Origin of the sequence: Sulfurimonas sp. HSL-3221 (assembly GCF_021044585.1) — a bacterium.
Taxonomy (GTDB): domain Bacteria; phylum Campylobacterota; class Campylobacteria; order Campylobacterales; family Sulfurimonadaceae; genus Thiomicrolovo; species Thiomicrolovo sulfuroxydans.
This window is the reverse complement of the sequence record NZ_CP087998.1, coordinates 1,935,778-1,952,127: the sequence shown is the minus strand read 5'-3', so window position 1 is coordinate 1,952,127 and position 16,350 is coordinate 1,935,778. Positions and strand designations below refer to the sequence as shown.

17 protein-coding genes are annotated in these 16,350 nt (G+C 56.3%); 12 read left to right on the top strand and 5 right to left on the bottom strand.

Going from position 1 to position 16,350, the window contains the following annotated elements; translation table 11 throughout:
- The first annotated feature begins 7 nt into the window (after positions 1 to 7).
- Together LOH54_RS10065 and LOH54_RS10060 are read left to right on the top strand one after the other, a co-directional pair.
- Positions 8 to 1,303, top strand: a complete 1,296-nt coding sequence (locus LOH54_RS10065; RefSeq protein ID WP_231018921.1) for a (Fe-S)-binding protein — start codon at positions 8 to 10, stop codon at positions 1,301 to 1,303.
- Between the two features lie 73 nt (positions 1,304 to 1,376).
- On the top strand, positions 1,377 to 1,514 hold the full coding sequence (locus LOH54_RS10060) for a hypothetical protein (RefSeq protein WP_231018920.1): 138 nt from the start codon (positions 1,377 to 1,379) through the stop codon (positions 1,512 to 1,514).
- Here LOH54_RS10060 and LOH54_RS10055 read toward each other — a convergent pair.
- From LOH54_RS10055 to LOH54_RS10040, 4 genes are read right to left on the bottom strand one after another with little or no spacing between them, the layout of a single operon-like run.
- Positions 1,511 to 2,029, bottom strand: coding sequence for a phosphatidylglycerophosphatase A family protein (locus LOH54_RS10055; protein WP_416768539.1), 519 nt, complete (start codon positions 2,027 to 2,029; stop codon positions 1,511 to 1,513). The two genes, LOH54_RS10060 and LOH54_RS10055, sit on opposite strands and share 4 nt — an antisense overlap.
- Positions 2,030 to 2,051: 22 nt before the next feature.
- Entirely contained in the window at positions 2,052 to 3,242 is a 1,191-nt protein-coding gene (locus LOH54_RS10050) for a sulfate adenylyltransferase (protein WP_231018919.1), read from the bottom strand.
- Positions 3,220 to 4,107 carry a response regulator gene (locus tag LOH54_RS10045; protein ID WP_231018917.1) on the bottom strand — a complete coding sequence of 296 codons (888 nt, stop codon included), beginning with the start codon at positions 4,105 to 4,107 and terminating at the stop codon, positions 3,220 to 3,222. The genes LOH54_RS10050 and LOH54_RS10045 overlap by 23 nt, the downstream gene beginning before the upstream one ends.
- Positions 4,104 to 5,225, bottom strand: a complete 1,122-nt coding sequence (locus tag LOH54_RS10040) for a bifunctional 2-C-methyl-D-erythritol 4-phosphate cytidylyltransferase/2-C-methyl-D-erythritol 2,4-cyclodiphosphate synthase (RefSeq protein WP_231018916.1) — start codon at positions 5,223 to 5,225, stop codon at positions 4,104 to 4,106. Before LOH54_RS10040 ends, LOH54_RS10045 begins: the two co-directional genes overlap by 4 nt.
- A 272-nt stretch (positions 5,226 to 5,497) precedes the next feature.
- Between LOH54_RS10040 and thiC the strand changes: the two genes are divergently transcribed.
- The 4 genes from thiC (at position 5,498) to LOH54_RS10020 (ending at position 11,362) form a co-directional block, all read left to right on the top strand.
- Positions 5,498 to 6,871: a phosphomethylpyrimidine synthase ThiC gene (gene thiC / locus LOH54_RS10035; RefSeq protein ID WP_231018915.1), complete on the top strand. Its 1,374-nt coding sequence runs from the start codon at positions 5,498 to 5,500 to the stop codon at positions 6,869 to 6,871.
- Between the two features lie 19 nt (positions 6,872 to 6,890).
- The gene (locus LOH54_RS10030) at positions 6,891 to 8,063 is read left to right on the top strand and encodes an Mrp/NBP35 family ATP-binding protein (protein WP_231018914.1); all 1,173 of its coding nucleotides are present in this window, start codon (positions 6,891 to 6,893) and stop codon (positions 8,061 to 8,063) included.
- Between the two features lie 121 nt (positions 8,064 to 8,184).
- Entirely contained in the window at positions 8,185 to 9,000 is an 816-nt protein-coding gene (locus LOH54_RS10025) for a polysaccharide biosynthesis/export family protein (RefSeq protein ID WP_231018913.1), read from the top strand.
- A 16-nt stretch (positions 9,001 to 9,016) separates the two neighbouring features.
- Positions 9,017 to 11,362 carry a GumC family protein gene (locus tag LOH54_RS10020; RefSeq protein ID WP_231018912.1) on the top strand — a complete coding sequence of 782 codons (2,346 nt, stop codon included), beginning with the start codon at positions 9,017 to 9,019 and terminating at the stop codon, positions 11,360 to 11,362.
- 9 nt (positions 11,363 to 11,371) lie between these two features.
- On the opposite strand, the gene LOH54_RS10015 is transcribed toward LOH54_RS10020, so the two are convergent.
- Positions 11,372 to 12,109, bottom strand: a complete 738-nt coding sequence (locus LOH54_RS10015; protein WP_231018911.1) for a tyrosine-protein phosphatase — start codon at positions 12,107 to 12,109, stop codon at positions 11,372 to 11,374.
- Between the two features lie 60 nt (positions 12,110 to 12,169).
- Here LOH54_RS10015 and LOH54_RS10010 point away from each other — a divergent pair, with 60 nt between their 5' ends.
- The 6 genes from LOH54_RS10010 to LOH54_RS09985 are packed head-to-tail and all read left to right on the top strand — an operon-like array spanning position 12,170 to position 16,345.
- Positions 12,170 to 12,937 carry an energy transducer TonB gene (locus LOH54_RS10010; protein ID WP_231018910.1) on the top strand — a complete coding sequence of 256 codons (768 nt, stop codon included), beginning with the start codon at positions 12,170 to 12,172 and terminating at the stop codon, positions 12,935 to 12,937.
- A 49-nt stretch (positions 12,938 to 12,986) separates the two neighbouring features.
- Entirely contained in the window at positions 12,987 to 14,036 is a 1,050-nt protein-coding gene (pyrC, locus tag LOH54_RS10005; protein ID WP_231018909.1) for a dihydroorotase, read from the top strand.
- The gene (locus LOH54_RS10000) at positions 14,033 to 14,692 is read left to right on the top strand and encodes a response regulator transcription factor (RefSeq protein WP_231018908.1); all 660 of its coding nucleotides are present in this window, start codon (positions 14,033 to 14,035) and stop codon (positions 14,690 to 14,692) included. The genes pyrC and LOH54_RS10000 overlap by 4 nt, the downstream gene beginning before the upstream one ends.
- On the top strand, positions 14,682 to 15,527 hold the full coding sequence (locus LOH54_RS09995) for a sensor histidine kinase (protein ID WP_231018907.1): 846 nt from the start codon (positions 14,682 to 14,684) through the stop codon (positions 15,525 to 15,527). The genes LOH54_RS10000 and LOH54_RS09995 overlap by 11 nt, the downstream gene beginning before the upstream one ends.
- Positions 15,517 to 15,978, top strand: coding sequence for a TonB-system energizer ExbB (exbB, locus tag LOH54_RS09990; RefSeq protein WP_231018906.1), 462 nt, complete (start codon positions 15,517 to 15,519; stop codon positions 15,976 to 15,978). The genes LOH54_RS09995 and exbB overlap by 11 nt, the downstream gene beginning before the upstream one ends.
- Entirely contained in the window at positions 15,968 to 16,345 is a 378-nt protein-coding gene (locus tag LOH54_RS09985) for a biopolymer transporter ExbD (RefSeq protein ID WP_231018905.1), read from the top strand. Before exbB ends, LOH54_RS09985 begins: the two co-directional genes overlap by 11 nt.
- The last annotated feature ends 5 nt before the right edge of the window (positions 16,346 to 16,350 follow it).

Genomic DNA, 16,350 nt, shown 5'->3' with positions numbered 1-16,350 from the left:
TTGCGCCATGACTAAACGGTATACGGAAGAGATTTTCAATTTTACGGCCACCTCTGATGCGTGCATCAAGTGCGGGAAGTGTATCCCCGTCTGTACGATCCACAACGTCAACGCGGACGAGGTCACGAGCCCCCGCGGTTTCATCGACCTGCTCGGCGCCTACGAGCGCGGCCAGCTGGAGCTGGACAAGACGGCCAAGGATATCTTCGAGAGTTGCTTCCTCTGTACCAACTGTACCGACGTCTGTCCCAAATCCCTGCCCACCGATATGGTCATCGAGCAGGTGCGCGCCGACATCGCCGACAAGTTCGGCATCGCCTGGTTCAAGAAGGCCTTCTTCTTCCTGTTGCGCCACCGCCGCCTGATGGATTTCTTCATGAAGTCCGGGTACGCTTTCCAGACCTGCGGGTTCAAGATCAAAGAACAGACCTCCTCCATGCAGCCGCGCTTCTCCCTGCCTCTCATCAAGAAAGAACGCCTGCTGCCCTCCATGGGCAAAAAGTCTTTCCTGAACTCCTACCCTGAGATGACGGACAATGGCGGCAAGCGCAAAGTCGCCATCTTCATCGGCTGTCTGGCCAACTACAACTACACCGGCATCGGCAAATCGCTGATGGAGATCCTCGAAGTGCTGGAGATCGACGCGTTCATCCCCAAAAAACAGCTCTGTTGTGGGGCGCCCGCCTATTTCACGGGGGATTTCGCGACCGTCGACCACAATGCGAAGAAGAACATCGAGTACTTCGAGAGCTTCATCGACGAGGTCGAGGCGATCATCATCCCCGAAGCGACCTGTTCGGCGATGATCAAGATCGACTACGAGCACTTCTTCCACGACCAGCCTGAGTGGAAAGCGAGGGCACAGAAGCTCAAACACAAGGTCTTTATGGCGACGGAGTGGCTGGAGCAGAAGACGCACCTCTCCGAACTGCTCGCTTCCAGGGGACGGCGCGATCTCACCGTCACCTACCACGACCCCTGCCATGCCCGCAAAATGCAGGGGGTTTACCAGGAGCCGCGCAAACTGATCGGCCAGAGCTACGCCATCAAAGAGATGAGCGACCCGAACGCCTGCTGCGGTTTCGGCGGGGTGACGATGCAGACGGAGAAGTACCACTTCGCCGAAGCGGCGGGCAAGCCAAAAGCGGCGATGATCAAAGCCAGCGGCGCCCAGGTCGTCTCCGCGGAGTGCTCGGCCTGCCGGATGCAGATCAACAACTCCCTGCACCAGGCCGAGGCGGAAACGGTCTTTAAAAACCCCATCGAACTCATTGCGGAAGCCCTGGCGCCGAACCCTTCCTGAACGGCCCCGGCCGCTCGCACTCTGCTCACACAGTTTCCCTATCATTTCGCTGATTTTATTCAAAGGAAACAGTATGAAAAAGCTGATGATTGCGTTCGGAATTGCCGGTGCACTGGCCTCAAGCGCCTTTGCGCACCACATGGCATATTATGAAGATGCGGGGATCTATATCCCGGAGTGGTCACCCCACCTGCTGATGGAGTTCTTCTAGGCGGCGAACGCCGCTACCGCTTTGAGGACGAGCTGCCAGACGAGCGCCGTGGAGATCCCCGCGAGCACGCCGGCGAGCAGGTCGTCGCCCATGACCCCGATTCCCCCTTTTGCCTCACGGTCGATACGGCCGATCATCGACGGTTTCTTGATATCATACAGTCGGAAAAATGCGAAGCCGAGCAGGCTCTGGATGACAAAGCCGTTCTCCCATGTACCGAGGGCTTCGGGGGCGATCATCATCCCCGGCGCAATAGCGAGGGCCAGCCACATTCCCGCCAGTTCGTCGATGACGATGCGCTGGTCGTCATGGGGGTTGCCTGCACGTTCATGGGCATCGATGGTTTTGACGGCGATCAACGTGATGAGGATCGTCGCCAGGAAGAGGGTCTGCGGGCCTAGGAAGAGCAGAATAGCCATGCCTACAGGCAAAGAGACCAGGGTGCCTACTGTGCCGGGGGCTTTGGGGGAGAGACCGCTGTAGCCGACGGTCAGAAACATCCAGTTGAGTTTCAAATAGTGTCCTTTCAATACCGTCTTAGGTCAGCGACGTCGTCTGGTAGAGTTCCATCAGTTTGATGTAGAAGTCGCGGTCGGTGTGCTCTTCGAGCAGACCGTTGACCGGCATGATGTCGTAGTAGAGCTTCTCGATATTCTTGATGCGGCCCGGGAAGAGGCGGCAGAGCAGGATCGCGGAGATCTCCTTGCGCATCAGCACCGCCGGCGGCATGAGGCCCGTCTTGACGAGCTCCAGAATGGAGTCGGCGTGATAGGAGATGTGGTGGTGGTTGCCGTGCGGGCAGGTCTGGGTACTGACCAGCGTCTTGCACTCGTTGCAGTAGACGTATTCGCGGGCGATGGCGACCTCGATGTCGATACCGTGCATGCGGTCTTTGACGGACTGGTTGCTGTTGTGGTCGTAGTACATGCCGACCCCGGCGTGGTTCTGGCCGATCATCAGGCGGTCGCAGCCGAAATTCTTGGCGACGATGGCGTCGATGATCACCTCGTTATAGCCGGCGAAGATGTAGCTGTACTCCAGCGGGATGATGACGACGCGGTTCCGGGGGAGATAGTTCTCGACGAAGTAGGTGAGCGCCTGCTCCCGGATCTCATAACTGAGGTCAGCCTGGTTGTAGGGTTTGAGTAGGAAGATGACGACGAGGTCGGTACTGTCCAGTGTCTGCCGGATAAGACGCTCATGGGCACGGTGCAGGGGATTGGCCGCCATCATGATGGCCGTTGTATGCTTGGCGCCGATACGTTGTTTGGCCTCTTCGATGTTCTGCAGGATCGGCGCGACCGGGTCGTTTTCCAGAGACAGCGCTCCGCTGACGGCCAGTCTGCCCAGCCGCTTCAGGGTAGAACTGACGCCCGGATGCGAGGGATTGTCCGTCCCGTAGATATGGCGGACGCGCTCATTGGGGTCGATTTCGAAGACATCCCCAACCACCAGCGTCCCGGAGCGTTCACCGTCGACGATCAGGTCCAGTGTCTCATCGGGCTTGGCGCTTGCAAGGATTTTTTCGTTCGTACTGCCGGCGGGGGCGAGAATGAAAGGGAAGGGGAAGGTCGTGTCATTGAAACGGCCCGTTGAGAGGACCTCTTTCATCTGCGCTTCGTTCATCAGTTCCGTGACCGGCGAAAGCATGCCCGCTTTCAGGATGCTGAGGGCGGACAGGGCTTCCTGGTCGAGAAAGAGGGCGTTATTTTTTCTTGATGATGCCATACTTTTTACGCTTCTCCCAGAGGCTTTTACGCGAGATTCCCAGTTTCTTGGAGAGTTCCGTATCGGGGAATTTATGCTGATAATTTAACACGATATATTTAACATAGTCCTCGATCGGGAGGATATCGCCCTGTTCGAAGACGGTGCTGTCACTTTTTATCTCAATCACCTGTACGCCTTCGAGATCGACGGAGTCGGTGCTGGAGACGATGACGTTGCGCGTGTTGATAAGTTCGAGGAAGGGTTTGCGGTCGGCTTTTTTCAGCGACTGGAAGTCGGTGATATAGAGCAGTGCTGCGGCGGGGGCTTTGGAGATGTCGTTAAAGGCGTTGCCGTTCTCCAGACTGATGTAGACCAGCTCCCGGCCGTTGGTTTTTGCGTAATCGAAGGCGAAACGGTCGGCGTATTTCTGGAAGTTCGAGGCGATGAAGACCGGCGGAGTGACGTTGTCGAGGTCCTGGGTGATCTTGACGCCTTTGAAGTGCTGGTCGAGGTAGCGCTTATAGGTCTCGTTAGCCAGTTTGAGGCGGTTGAACTCCTGGAAATGCTCGATTTTGCGGATCAGCTCCTCGATCATGAAGGGCTTGAGGATATAGTCTTTCGCCCCGGCGGCCAGAGGCTTGGTGACGGTGTCGTTGCTGATATATGATACCATCAGAATGACGACGGCGTCGCGGAACGCCTCGATGACGGGGTAGATGTCCTGGCCGCTGATATTGGTCGAGAGCAGCACGACGTCGTAGGCGACCCCTTTGAAAGCGTCCTGTATGGAACTGCTGATATCGCATTGATAGCCCAGTTCTCCCAGTTTGCTGGCGATACTCTGTGCCAAATAGATCTCATTCTCAATAATCAATACTCTCATAACTGTGTCCAATCCATATAGTTTATCGTTGCGGTGGCGATCACGGCGACCCCCTCTTTCCGGCCGACGAAGCCGAGTTTTTCCGTCGTCGTCGCCTTGACGCCGACCCGTACGGGCGGCAGACCGAGCAGGGTGCCGAGCCGCTGCCGCATGGCCTCTTTATAAGGTGAGAGACGCGGTGTCTGTGCCGCTATTGTGATGTCGGCATTGACGATGCCGAAGCCGTAGCGCTTTAAGCGCATGACGACCGTCTCGAGCAGCTCGGCGGAATCGATTCCTTTGTAGGTGTCGTCAGTATCGGGGAAAAGCATCCCGATGTCCCCCATACCCGCGGCGCCGAGCAGGGCGTCGATCAGGGCATGGATGGCGACGTCGCCGTCGCTGTGGGCCTTGAAGCCGACGGGATGGTCGATGGCGACGCCGCCGAGGACCATGCTCCCTTCGGTATCGAAGGCGTGGACATCCAGGCCGTTGCCGGTGAGCACGGTCGCCGCCGGTCCTTCGAAGCACGCCATTGCCCGCAGGTCGGCCAGCGTCGTCAGCTTTCTGGCGGCCTCGTCCCCCTCAACGAAGTGGCGGCTGCCGCCGGCGGCAACGATAGCGCTGCTTTCGTCCGTGTAGGTTTCATTGGTAGCCAGGGCGGCTTTGAGCACGTCCGTCTTGGAGAGTTGGGGCGTCTGGATACGCAGCAGTGCGCCGCGGTCGATCGTCTCGCCGTGGAAGGTGACGGTATCATGTACGCCAAGGGCCGGCACGATGCAATCTGCTTTGTCACGCTCCGCGATCAGCCGGGCAATGAGCGCCGCATCGATGCAGCCGCGGGCGACGTCCGTCACCATGACGTAGGGCGTCTTGACTGCGGCCAATGCATTGCCGAGGGAGCTCTGCCGGTCGCTGCCGCCGCTGACCACATGGTAGTTTCCGTGCAGGCGCATATAGGCGGCTTCTTCGGGGTGCGCGGTGATGATCACTTCTGCAAATTGTTTGCTGCGGATGAAACGATTGGTAACAAATTGCCACAATGGTTCATCGCCGATACGGAGCCACTGTTTTTTCACGCCGCATTGGAAACGGCGCGAATCTCCGGCAGCAAGCAGGATAAGCGTTAAATCAGACAAAAATTATCCTCTTTACGGAAAAATGTTACGAAATTATACAGGTCCAAAGCTTTTGTGCGCCTTGTGTAGAATCGTAATACTTTTTCTTTTCAGCCTAGCGATGCAAGCGGAAAATCGCACCGGATAATGTATGATTCCACAAATAAGATTGCTGCAATTCGGAGTAAATTTCTCTTAATTTATTTTGAAAGATTGTCGCTCGTTCGATATGCCGTTTGGCTTTTTATCGGCGGTGACTATATTACGCCAAAGAATTGCTACAGGAGTTCGCTATGAGAACCTCATGGGTAGAGAAACGTAAAAACGATCAAGTCCGTACGCAGATGTATTATGCCAAGCAGGGCATTATCACCGAAGAGATGGAGTACGTCGCCAAAATCGAGGATCTGTCGCCGGAGCTGGTACGTTCCGAGGTCGCCCGCGGCCGCCTGATCATCCCGGCCAACGTCAACCACACGAACCTTGAGCCGATGGCCATTGGGATCGCTGCGACCTGCAAGATCAATGCGAATATTGGCTCTTCGGCGATCGCCTCGGATGTCCAGGGCGAGATCGAGAAGGTTCAGGTTTCCCAACATTATAAAGCGGATACGGCGATGGACCTCTCCACCGGCGGCGACCTCGACGAGATCCGTAAAGCGGTCATCGCCAACTCCAAGATCCCCATCGGGACCGTGCCGATCTACCAGATCCTGCACGACGTCAACAACAAGATCGAGGACCTTACCATCGAGAAGATGCTCGAGGTGCTCGAACGCCAGGCGCAGCAGGGAGTGAGCTACTTCACGATCCATGCTGGCTTCCTGCTCGAGACGATGCCGAAGGTTGCCAAGCGCAAAATGGGGATCGTCAGCCGCGGCGGTTCACTGATGGCGGCATGGATGATGCACTACCACCGCGAGAACCCGTTTTACACGGCGTTCGACGAGATCCTTGACATCTGTGCACGCCACGACGTCTCCCTCTCCCTGGGCGACTCGCTGCGTCCGGGCTGTCTTGCGGATGCCAGCGACGATGCCCAGCTGGGCGAACTGAAAGTCCTGGGCGAACTGACACTGCGTGCCTGGGAGAAAAACGTCCAGGTGATGATCGAGGGACCGGGGCATGTGCCGCTCAACCAGATCGAGCGTAACATGAAGCTGCAGCGTGAGCTCTGCCACGAGGCGCCATTCTATATTCTCGGGCCGCTTGTGACCGACATTGCGGCGGGATACGACCATATCTCCTCCGCGATCGGTGCGGCCGTCGGCGGCTGGCACGGAGCGTCCATGCTCTGTTACGTTACACCGAAGGAGCACCTGGGGCTTCCGAACGCGGAAGATGTCCGCGAAGGGATCATCGCCTACAAGATCGCGGCGCATGCGGCGGACATCGCCCGCGGCCGCAAAGGGGCGCGCGATATCGACGACGAGATGAGCGATGCACGCTACACCTTCGACTGGGAAAAGCAGTTCGAACTGGCACTCGACTCCGAACGGGCCCGTGAGTACCACGACGAGACCCTGCCGCAGGACGTCTTCAAAGAGGCGGAGTTCTGCTCCATGTGCGGGCCGAAGTTCTGTTCATACAAGATTACACAGAACATTATGGATAACCCAGAAGCTATCGAAGCCATCGCCAGAGAAGCGGCGGCGGCACAGCATTAAACTTTAAAAGGAAACAGTTATGACAGAAGAAATTGTAAAATCGGCATTGTCTAACGTGACGTACCCGGGCTTTACGAAAGATATCGTGACCTTCGGATTCGTCAAAGAGATCAGTGTCAGCGGCAGCGACGTTGCCGTCACGGTCGACATCACCTCCAGCGCGCCGGAAGTCGCACAGCAGATCACTGACGAGGCAACGGCGGAGCTTAAACGTGCCGGCGCGGCCAATGTCACCGTTAACATCGCTGCACCGAAGATGCCGCGCGAAAGCTCCTCAAAGGGCAAAAATATCGCGCCGCAGGTGAAGAACTTCATTATGGTCAGCTCCGGTAAGGGCGGCGTCGGTAAATCGACCAGCTCCGTCAACCTGGCGATCGCGCTGGCGATGCAGGGCAAGAAGGTCGGTCTGCTCGATGCGGACATCTACGGCCCGAACGTCCCGCGTATGCTCGGCGTCGAGGATATGAAACCGGAGATCGAAGGCAACAAGGTCCTGCCGATCAAAGCGTACGGGATCGAAATGATGTCCATGGGCTCTTTGATGGAAGAGGGGCAGTCACTGATCTGGCGCGGTGCGATGATCATGAAGGCGATCGAGCAGTTCCTGCGCGACATCCTCTGGTCCGAACTGGACTGTCTCGTCATCGACATGCCTCCGGGAACGGGTGACGCGCAGCTCACCCTGGCGCAGAGCGTTCCCGTCACCCTCGGTGTGACGGTCACGACACCGCAGACGGTCTCCCTGGACGATTCACGCCGTTCACTCGACATGTTCAAGAAACTGCATATCCCCATCGGCGGTATCGTCGAGAACATGAGCGGTTTCATTGCGCCGGATACGGGTGTCGAATACGACATCTTCGGCAAAGGTACCACAGCACCTCTCGCGAAGGAGTTCGGTACGCATATCCTCGCCGAGATCCCGATCGAGCCGGCGGTCCGCATCGGCGGTGACGAAGGCAAACCGGTCACCTACGCCAAGCCGGAATCCGAAACGGCGAAACGTTATATGAAAGCGGCCGAGGATATCTGGGCGCAGATCGAAAAGATCAACGAAGAGGGCGGTGTCGACAATAACGCTATCCAGCCGAACACTCCTCCGGGTGTCTCCGCCTGCTCGACGGCTGCGGCCCCGCAGCAGAGTGAGCAGAGCAGCGGCGAAAGCTGCGGCACAGGCTGCGGCTGCCACTAAAATAGACGCCCCTGCGGCGTTTTCTTCATCAATTGTTAACCATAGTTTTCCTCTGTTTAGCTTGTTGTTACCATCTATAGACTATAATCCCCTCGCATTCTAAGAACGATCTGGAGTTCCCATGTCCCTGCGACTGTTTACGATTTTGACACTTTTTTCGCTGTTTGTGTTCAGCGGCTGTTCGATGAAGGAGTACCGCCTTTTTCAGGACGAAAATATTTCCGATGAAACGACGGCGATTTCAGCGAAGGAGTACCACGACGAAATGGTGTACGAGAACATTATTGCGCCCAATGACCGGGTGTCGGTGATGGTCTACAACCAGTCTTCGGCAGATTCGCGGCAGATGACCTCGATGGTCAGTAGCCGGGGGGGAGCCAGCTCCGCTATGTATGCTGGCAGGGATGAAACTTTGGGGCTCCTGGTAACCCAGGAGGGGACGATCCGTCTTCCCCTGATCGGCCGGCAGAAGATCACGGGGATGACGGAGGATCAGGCGGCCAGTTTCCTGATTACGCAGTATCAGAAGTACCTGCGCAACCCCTATGTGACTGTCGAGATCATGAACCAGCGTATCTTCGTGCTGGGTGAGGTCAAAGATCCGGGTGTCGTGTCAGTGACGAACGGGATGATGAACCTTGTCGAGGCCCTGGCCCGCTCCCATGACCTGACTGATTATGCCGATAGGACCAATATTAAGATCATTCGCGGGGATCTGCGTTCACCGGACGTGCGTGTTGTTAACCTTACGGAGATGTCGGCGATCCGTCTGACAAGCCTTTTCCTCAAACCCAACGATATCGTTTATGTACAGCCAAGAGCGATGAAAGGCTACAACATGGCCTTTAAAGAGATTGCACCGCCGTTCCAGCTCCTTGCGGCCATGCTGCAGCCGTTCGTCAACATCGTCTATCTTGATAAGAATCTTGGGAAGTAATATGGCACAGGACAACATGACAACTATTGAAGAAGATGAAATCGATCTGAAAGCGCTTTTCGCAACAATCTGGCGCCGCAAAATTGCGGTTATGACGTTTACGGTCGTTATCGCATTTGTGGCGGCCGTTTTCGCCTATATTACGCCAAATGTCTACCGGGTCAACACGATGATCGAGGTCCAGGAAGAGAGCAACAAGTTCGGCAATGGGTTGGGCAATATGGATATTATGTCGCAGGCCTTTGGGATAAGCGGCGTTAACCTCGATAATGAACAGCTAGTGATCAAATCGCGTTTTTTGCTGCAAAAAGCGCTGGGTTACCTTGATATCGGCACCCGGTACTTTACGGTCAAGCATTTCCGTGAATCTGAGCTTTACAAAAATGCGCCTTTTATCGTCACGACAACCTTTATCGATGAGGACGCCTACGGGGTCCGAATCAAGCTGATTCCGATAGATCAGGATCGTTTCGAACTGAAAATCGATCCACCATCGATGCTCAACCCTCGGGTGATTCTGCGTGAAATCGGTCTCTTGCCGCCACCGGAGCATGCGCCTGTCGTTTATGAGGGGACGCATCGATACGGCGAGATGATCACGTCGCCGTGGTTTAAACTCAAGGTGAACCGTATTACGGAGCTGACAGAAGATGAATACAGCTTCAGTGTCACGCCGAACCAAGAGATGTGGGAAATGCTCCAGGAGAACCTGACGACATCCCTGGCATCCAAAATGGGCTCGATCATGATCATTTCGTATGAGGATAACGTCCCGCTGCGTGCCCAGGAGATCGCCAATGCGGTGACGCGGGCTTACCTCGATCAGGAGATTGAAAGCAAAACGGCCGAGGCGGACCATACCCTCGCTTTCATCGACGACCAGCTCAATGCCATCAACAAAGCGCTGCAATCATCGCAAAAGAATCTGGAGCGTTTCAAGCAGAGTAACATCGTTGTCGATATTTCGCAAAAAGCATCGATCACGACGGATAAATTGAGCGAATACGAAAGCAAACTCCAGGAACTCGATATTCAGGAGAGCGTTCTCTCCAACTTGCAGCAGTATATGCTGAACAATGCGGATATCTCAGGAATTGCACTGGGATCGGCTGGCTTTGCCAATCAGGACCTTGTGGCGATGATCTCGGACCTCAAAGAGAAAATGGTACAGCGCAAAACCCTCTTGGTCGAATATACGGAGCTGCACCCCGATGTCATTAAGCTCTCCGAGTCCATCAGTTCAATGCGCAAATCGATCCTCTTCACCATCGACAGCTCTTTGAAGGTGATCCAGCAGCAAAAAGATGCCTTGACCAAGATTGTTAATGATTACAAGCGGTCGCTCGAAGCGCTGCCCGGACAGGAGCAGAAACTCGTCAACCTGACCCGGACAACGATGGTCAATGAGAAGATCTACAGCTTCTTGCTGGAAAAACGGGCCGAAACGGCGATCCTGCGCTCTTCGACGGTCTCCAAAACACGGATCATCGATTCGGCCCTGCTGCCGAAATCGGATGAACAGGTCAAACCGAAGCGCGCGCTTATTGCAATGGTCGGGCTGATTCTCGGCTTTATCCTCGGAATTTTCTACGCCTTCGTGCGTGAATTCCTTGACAACACGGTCAAAAGCCAGGAGGACATTCAACGTCTGACGAGTATCCCTGTATACGGAATGATCCCGACGGTCAAGGGGAAGAAGTTCAATTCGATCTTTTACGAAGCGTTCCGGGCCCTGCGTACCAATTTGGAGTTTATGCGCAGTGACAGTGCACACAAAACGGTCGTCGTTACCTCGACCGTTTCGGGGGAGGGGAAGACGACGGTCTCCGCGAACCTGGCGGCGATCTATGCAAAGAGCGGGAAAAAAGTCGTCGTGCTCGATCTCGATATGCGCCGGGCGAAACTGAGCGAATATTTCGATCTAAGGAACGACAAAGGGCTAAGCACCCTGCTGAGTCACCGTCATAACCTGGATGAAATTATTCAGCACTCCGAGCAGGATGGTGTGGACGTGATTGCCGCCGGTCCGGTCCCGCCCAACCCGTCGGAGCTGATTATGTCCGACTATGCCAAAGAGATGATGGAGACGCTGCGCGAACGCTACGATTACATCATCTTGGATACCCCACCGGTCGGCCTCGTGACGGATGCGGCGATCCTGATGCACCAGGCGGATGTGTCTTTGCTGGTGACACGCTTCGGCTATTCGAAAAAAGAGTTTGTCCGGGGGCTGGACCGTCTGGTGCAGGAGCACAAGATTGATCATGTCGGTATCATCTTCAACGGCGTAGATATTGAGAAAAACTACGGTTACGGCTACGGCTACGGCTACAAGTACGGCGGCGACAAGTACTATACGTAAACGCGCCCTCTAGAGGGTGTTGTTGCGGAGGGTATTGTTGCGCTGCACCTTGGCGACAACGTCGGCATGCAGTGTTTTGGTCAGGGCGTCGATATGGCGCCGGTGGTGCGTGTCGGATCCCAGGTAGCTGATCCACCCGTTGTCCATCAGACGGCGGGCGGCTTTCTGTACCGGTTTGGAGTAGTATCCTCCCAGGGAGTTGATATTGACCTGGAAGCGGACGCCCTTCTCCTTGAGGCGGGCGTAGGCCTCTTCATCTTTGTGCATATAGAGATAGCGCTCGGGGTGGGCGAGCACGGGCTGGTAACCGTGGCTCTGGAGCTCGAAAACGATGGTCTCCAGGTCGATGGGGGGGATCACATAGGAGAGCTCGAAAAGCACTTCATTCTCGCCGAAGGTGAGCAGCTCCTCTTTGTCGATCAGTTCACGGAAGTGTTCATCGACATAGTACTCGGAGGCCGCGTCGATGCTCACGGGGATACCTTCGGCATCGACTGCAGTGCGGAGCGTGTCCAGCCCTCGCAGGATCGTGTCGCGGGAGTTGGGAAAGCGGTGCATCATGATATGCGGGGTCGTGATCAGGCGGCGATACCCCAGGTCGTAGAGGGAACGCACGAGGCTCAGCGATGTTTCAAGGTCTTTGGCCCCGTCGTCGATGCCGGGAACAAGGTGGGAATGCAGGTCGGTCGTCAGCGGTTCTGAGTTCTTTTGTTCGGGCCGTATCAGGCGTTTCAGTCTCTCGTACATCGCGCAATCATAGCAGAAGCAGATTAATACTTCTGTAATACTTTTCGGTTAGGATACGGCATGGCACGTTCCCCGCAGGCATTTCTGGTTTCACTGTCGCTGCACCTGATGATCGGTATTCTGTTGCTGATCGTCGTACTGCCGAAAATTCCGCTGTCGGTTTCGGCGGAGGCCCCGCACTACTGTCTTTCGCTCTCACGGGTGGCGCCGACACTGCCACCGAAGAAGAGTGAGCAGGCAGTGTCGCCGGCGCCAGCTGCTGCAAAGTCTGCCCCAGTTCGGAAGAGAGAGCCGGAGAAGGTTGTAAAGCGCAGGGAGGTCGTCAAGCCTGCAGTCGTCATGAAAGCCCCCGCGGTCAAACCGGTACCGGTCGTCGAAGCAGAGCCGGAGGTGGAACCGGCACCGGTCATTGCAGAGACAGTGCCCGATACCCCGGCGGAAGTGATGGAGGAAGCCGAGCCTGTCGCGGCGGCCGAAGGAGAAAGCACGGCCGAAGCGCCCGCTGCGGCGCAGACCGGAGCAGCGGATAGTGCTGCGCAGCAGAGCAGCGAGAGTTACATGAATGAACACCTGGCGATCATTGCGCAGCTGCTGCAGCGCCACCTCTATTACCCGCGGATGGCGCGCAAACGCCATATCGAAGGGGAGGTCATCGCCAGCTTCAGGGTTGAAACGGACGGCACGGTCCATGATGTCTCGGTCACGCGGCATGCCCGCGCCATTCTGGACCGGGCCGCCATCCGTACGATTACGTCGCTTTCGGGCCGTTTGCCGCACCCGAAGCACGCGCTGTCACTGCAAGTCCCGATCCGCTTTGTGCTCAAATAAATCCGCGAAATGTTAGAATAAAGTATTGATTAAGACTTCAAGGATTTTGATGAAAACACATACGCTTTTAATGCCACTGGACATGCACCTCCACCTCCGTGACGGGGTAATGCTTGAGACGGTCGCCCCGCTCAGCGCCTACAGCTTCAGCGGGGCGGTCGTTATGCCGAACCTCGTCCCGCCGGTCACGACAAAAGAGGATGTTCATGCCTACAAAGAGCGTATTTTCACAGCCCTCGGAACGCCGCTGAGCGACGAGGACGATCTGTTTGAAACGACAAATGCGGACTATTTCGAGCCGATGATGACCCTTTTCTACCAGCATTATGAGCGCGATTTCCTCGAGGAGGTGCGCGACGACATCTTCGCCATCAAGCTCTATCCTGCCGGGATCACGACGAACTCCGAAGGTGGGGTCAGCAGTTTCGACCTTGACGCCATGCGTCCGACCCTCGAGGCGATGGCAGCCCTGGAGATCCCGTTGCTGATCCACGGCGAGACCGACGGTTTTGTCATGGACCGCGAAGCGGAGTTTATGAGTATTTACGAGATGCTCGCCTCCAACTTCCCCGACCTCAAAATCGTGATGGAACACATTACGACCAAGGCGGCAGTCGATATGCTGGACAAATATCCCAACCTCTACGCGACGATCACCCTGCATCACCTCCTCATCACCCTCGATGACGTGGCCGGCGGCCTGATGCGGCCACACCTCTTTTGCAAACCGATTGCCAAGCGCCCCGAAGACCGCGAGGCGTTGCTTGAAGTGGCGCTTGAGGCGCATCCGAAGGTGATGTTTGGCTCCGACTCCGCACCGCACCCCCAGCATAAAAAGGAGGCCTGCGGCTGTGCCGCCGGCGTCTTTACGGCTCCCATCGCGCTGCAGGCGCTGTGCGAGCTCTTCGACCAATACGGGAAACTGGAGAACCTGCAGGCCTTTATCAGCGACAATGCCCAGAGCGTCTACGGCATCTGCCCCGAGTTCAAAGAGGTGACCCTCTCCGACACCCCCTTCACCGTACCGGCCAAATACGGCGACGTCGTTCCGATGTTCGCCGGCGAAACGCTTGGCTGGAGTATCGAAGACGTGCTATGACGACGGCCAGCATCCTCCTGCTTGAAGACGATCTGCTGCTGGGCGAAACGCTCGGTGATCTGCTGGAGGATGAGGGGTACCGTGTACGCTGGTGCCGCAACGGCCAGGAAGCACTCGATGTGACGTTCGGGGAGAGTTTCGACCTCTACCTCCTTGATATCAATGTCCCGCAGGTTGACGGGCTGACGCTGCTCTCCGAACTGCGTTCCGCGTCCGATACGACGCCAACAATCTTCCTGACATCCCACAAAGAAAAAGAGAAACGCAAAGACGGTTTTACAGCCGGGGCGGACGACTACATCACAAAACCCTTTGACAACGATGAGCTGCTGTGGCGGATCACGGCGCTGCTGCGCCGAAGCGGCCGCCTCGAGGGGCTTTGCAACGGGCGTCTCTGTCATGATGCGGAACATCATACCGTCCTCTTTGACGGCGATCCTCTGGAGTTGACGCGCAAAGAGTACGACCTGCTGACCCTTCTGATGCGTCATTGCAACAAGACCGTCACGAAGGGGATGATCGAGGAGGTGCTTTGGAGCGCCGGCGAAGCGGGGAGTGAAGGGGCAGTACGCGTCTACATCAACCGGATCAAACAGCTGATCGGCGCGGAGATGATCGAAAATATTCGCGGGGTGGGGTATCGCCTTGTTTCGTAACTTTTTCCTGGCGATCGCCTTCTTCTATGTCGTCTCGGTGCTGACAATAGTCGCCGGGGTCTTTGTTCTCCAACTGCAGTTCGGGATCTTTTCCATTGTCTCGCTGCTCTTCATCGCCTTGCCCTTTGCCCTGCTGCTGGGGTGGATGTTCTCCAAGATCGCGATCGAGCCTCTTATCAGCCACTTTGAAACCCTGGAACGCTTTTCCAAGGAGACGCTGCACGAGTTGAACATCCCTGTCAGTACGATCAAGACGAACGCCCAGATGCTCGAGAAGGGGTGCACAGATGAGAAGGCGCGCAAGCGGATCGGCCGGATCGCTTCGGCCTGCGAACTCCTCGAAGCCCGCTACGACGAACTGGACTACCTGATCAAAAGCCAGATGCAGAAGGAGCGGATCGACACCGTCGCGGTCGCCCCGCTTTTGCAGGAGCGCTGCGAGGCGCTGCAGGAGATCTACCCCGGCACTAAGCTGGCGTGCGATTTAGAGCCCATTAGTCTGAAACTCGATAGAATGGGCCTCATTAAAGTCGTGGACAACCTGATCGACAATGCGGTCAAGAACTCCCCCAAAGGGACGACAATCAGCCTGAGTTTGAAGGCCAAGCGCCTGGAGATCCGGGACGAGGGTCGCGGCATGGACGAGGTCGAACTTTTCAAGGTGTTCGACCGTTACTATCAGAGCGACGACTCCCTTCCCGGATACGGGATCGGGCTCGATCTCGTCAAACGCTACTGCGACCGGCACAAGATCGGGCTCAGTATCGATTCGTCGCCGGGGCAGGGGACGACGGTAACACTTAATTTAGCGGAGGTAGCAGAAGATGCAGGGTAATTGGTTGGAGTTGGCAGAACAGTTGTTGGACTATGGAGTCATGGGGACATTGCTGGTGATGAGTGTGATCGCTCTGTGGCTTTTTATTGAGCGGCTGATGTATTACAGAGGCGTCGACGTCAACTCCTATGAGAGCAAAGAGCTGCTGGAGCTTGATCTGAGCGACAATCTCTCGACGATTTCGGCGATCGGTGCCAATGCGCCCTATGTCGGGCTGCTGGGAACGATCCTGGGGATCATGATCACCTTCTACGGTCTCGGCGAGATCGGCGCGGTCGATACGAAAAAAGTCATGACGGGGCTGGCGCTGGCGCTGAAGGCGACCGGTTTCGGTATCCTTGTCGCGATCCCTTCCATCGTCTTCTATACGGCGCTGCTGCGCAAGATGGAACGGCTGCTCACCTACTGGGACGTCAACACGCAAAAAGGGAATCAGCGGGATGCAGCGTAAACGCTTTGATCAGATCAACGTCATCCCGCTGATCGACATCCTCCTCGTGCTGCTGGTCATGGTCGTGACGACGGCGACATTCATCAAGCAGGGGATTCTGCCCGTGGAACTCCCCGATGCCAAGTCCGCGGACAAGAAAGAGGACCACAAAGAGATCGACGTCTACGTCACCAAGGACGGGAAGTACCACCTCGATAAGACGCCGATCAGCGTCGCGGAGCTGGAAAAGCGCATTGCGGAGATCCCCAAGGACCAGACGGTGGTGCTGCGCAGTGACAAGGACGCGACCTTTCAGAACTTCGTGACGGTCATGGACCTGCTCAAGAAGTACAACCACGAGCAGCTCTATATCGTGACGAAAGAGTAGGGCGA

Coding starts and splice junctions, on each gene's coding strand:
- LOH54_RS10065 (WP_231018921.1), top strand. CDS start 8: ATGACTAAACGGTATACGGAAGAGATTTTCAATTTTACGGCCACCTCT.
- LOH54_RS10060 (WP_231018920.1), top strand. CDS start 1,377: ATGAAAAAGCTGATGATTGCGTTCGGAATTGCCGGTGCACTGGCCTCA.
- LOH54_RS10050 (WP_231018919.1), bottom strand. CDS start 3,242: ATGGCATCATCAAGAAAAAATAACGCCCTCTTTCTCGACCAGGAAGCC.
- LOH54_RS10045 (WP_231018917.1), bottom strand. CDS start 4,107: ATGAGAGTATTGATTATTGAGAATGAGATCTATTTGGCACAGAGTATC.
- thiC (WP_231018915.1), top strand. CDS start 5,498: ATGAGAACCTCATGGGTAGAGAAACGTAAAAACGATCAAGTCCGTACG.
- LOH54_RS10030 (WP_231018914.1), top strand. CDS start 6,891: ATGACAGAAGAAATTGTAAAATCGGCATTGTCTAACGTGACGTACCCG.
- LOH54_RS10025 (WP_231018913.1), top strand. CDS start 8,185: ATGTCCCTGCGACTGTTTACGATTTTGACACTTTTTTCGCTGTTTGTG.
- LOH54_RS10020 (WP_231018912.1), top strand. CDS start 9,017: ATGACAACTATTGAAGAAGATGAAATCGATCTGAAAGCGCTTTTCGCA.
- LOH54_RS10015 (WP_231018911.1), bottom strand. CDS start 12,109: ATGTACGAGAGACTGAAACGCCTGATACGGCCCGAACAAAAGAACTCA.
- LOH54_RS10010 (WP_231018910.1), top strand. CDS start 12,170: ATGGCACGTTCCCCGCAGGCATTTCTGGTTTCACTGTCGCTGCACCTG.
- pyrC (WP_231018909.1), top strand. CDS start 12,987: ATGAAAACACATACGCTTTTAATGCCACTGGACATGCACCTCCACCTC.
- LOH54_RS10000 (WP_231018908.1), top strand. CDS start 14,033: ATGACGACGGCCAGCATCCTCCTGCTTGAAGACGATCTGCTGCTGGGC.
- exbB (WP_231018906.1), top strand. CDS start 15,517: ATGCAGGGTAATTGGTTGGAGTTGGCAGAACAGTTGTTGGACTATGGA.
- LOH54_RS09985 (WP_231018905.1), top strand. CDS start 15,968: ATGCAGCGTAAACGCTTTGATCAGATCAACGTCATCCCGCTGATCGAC.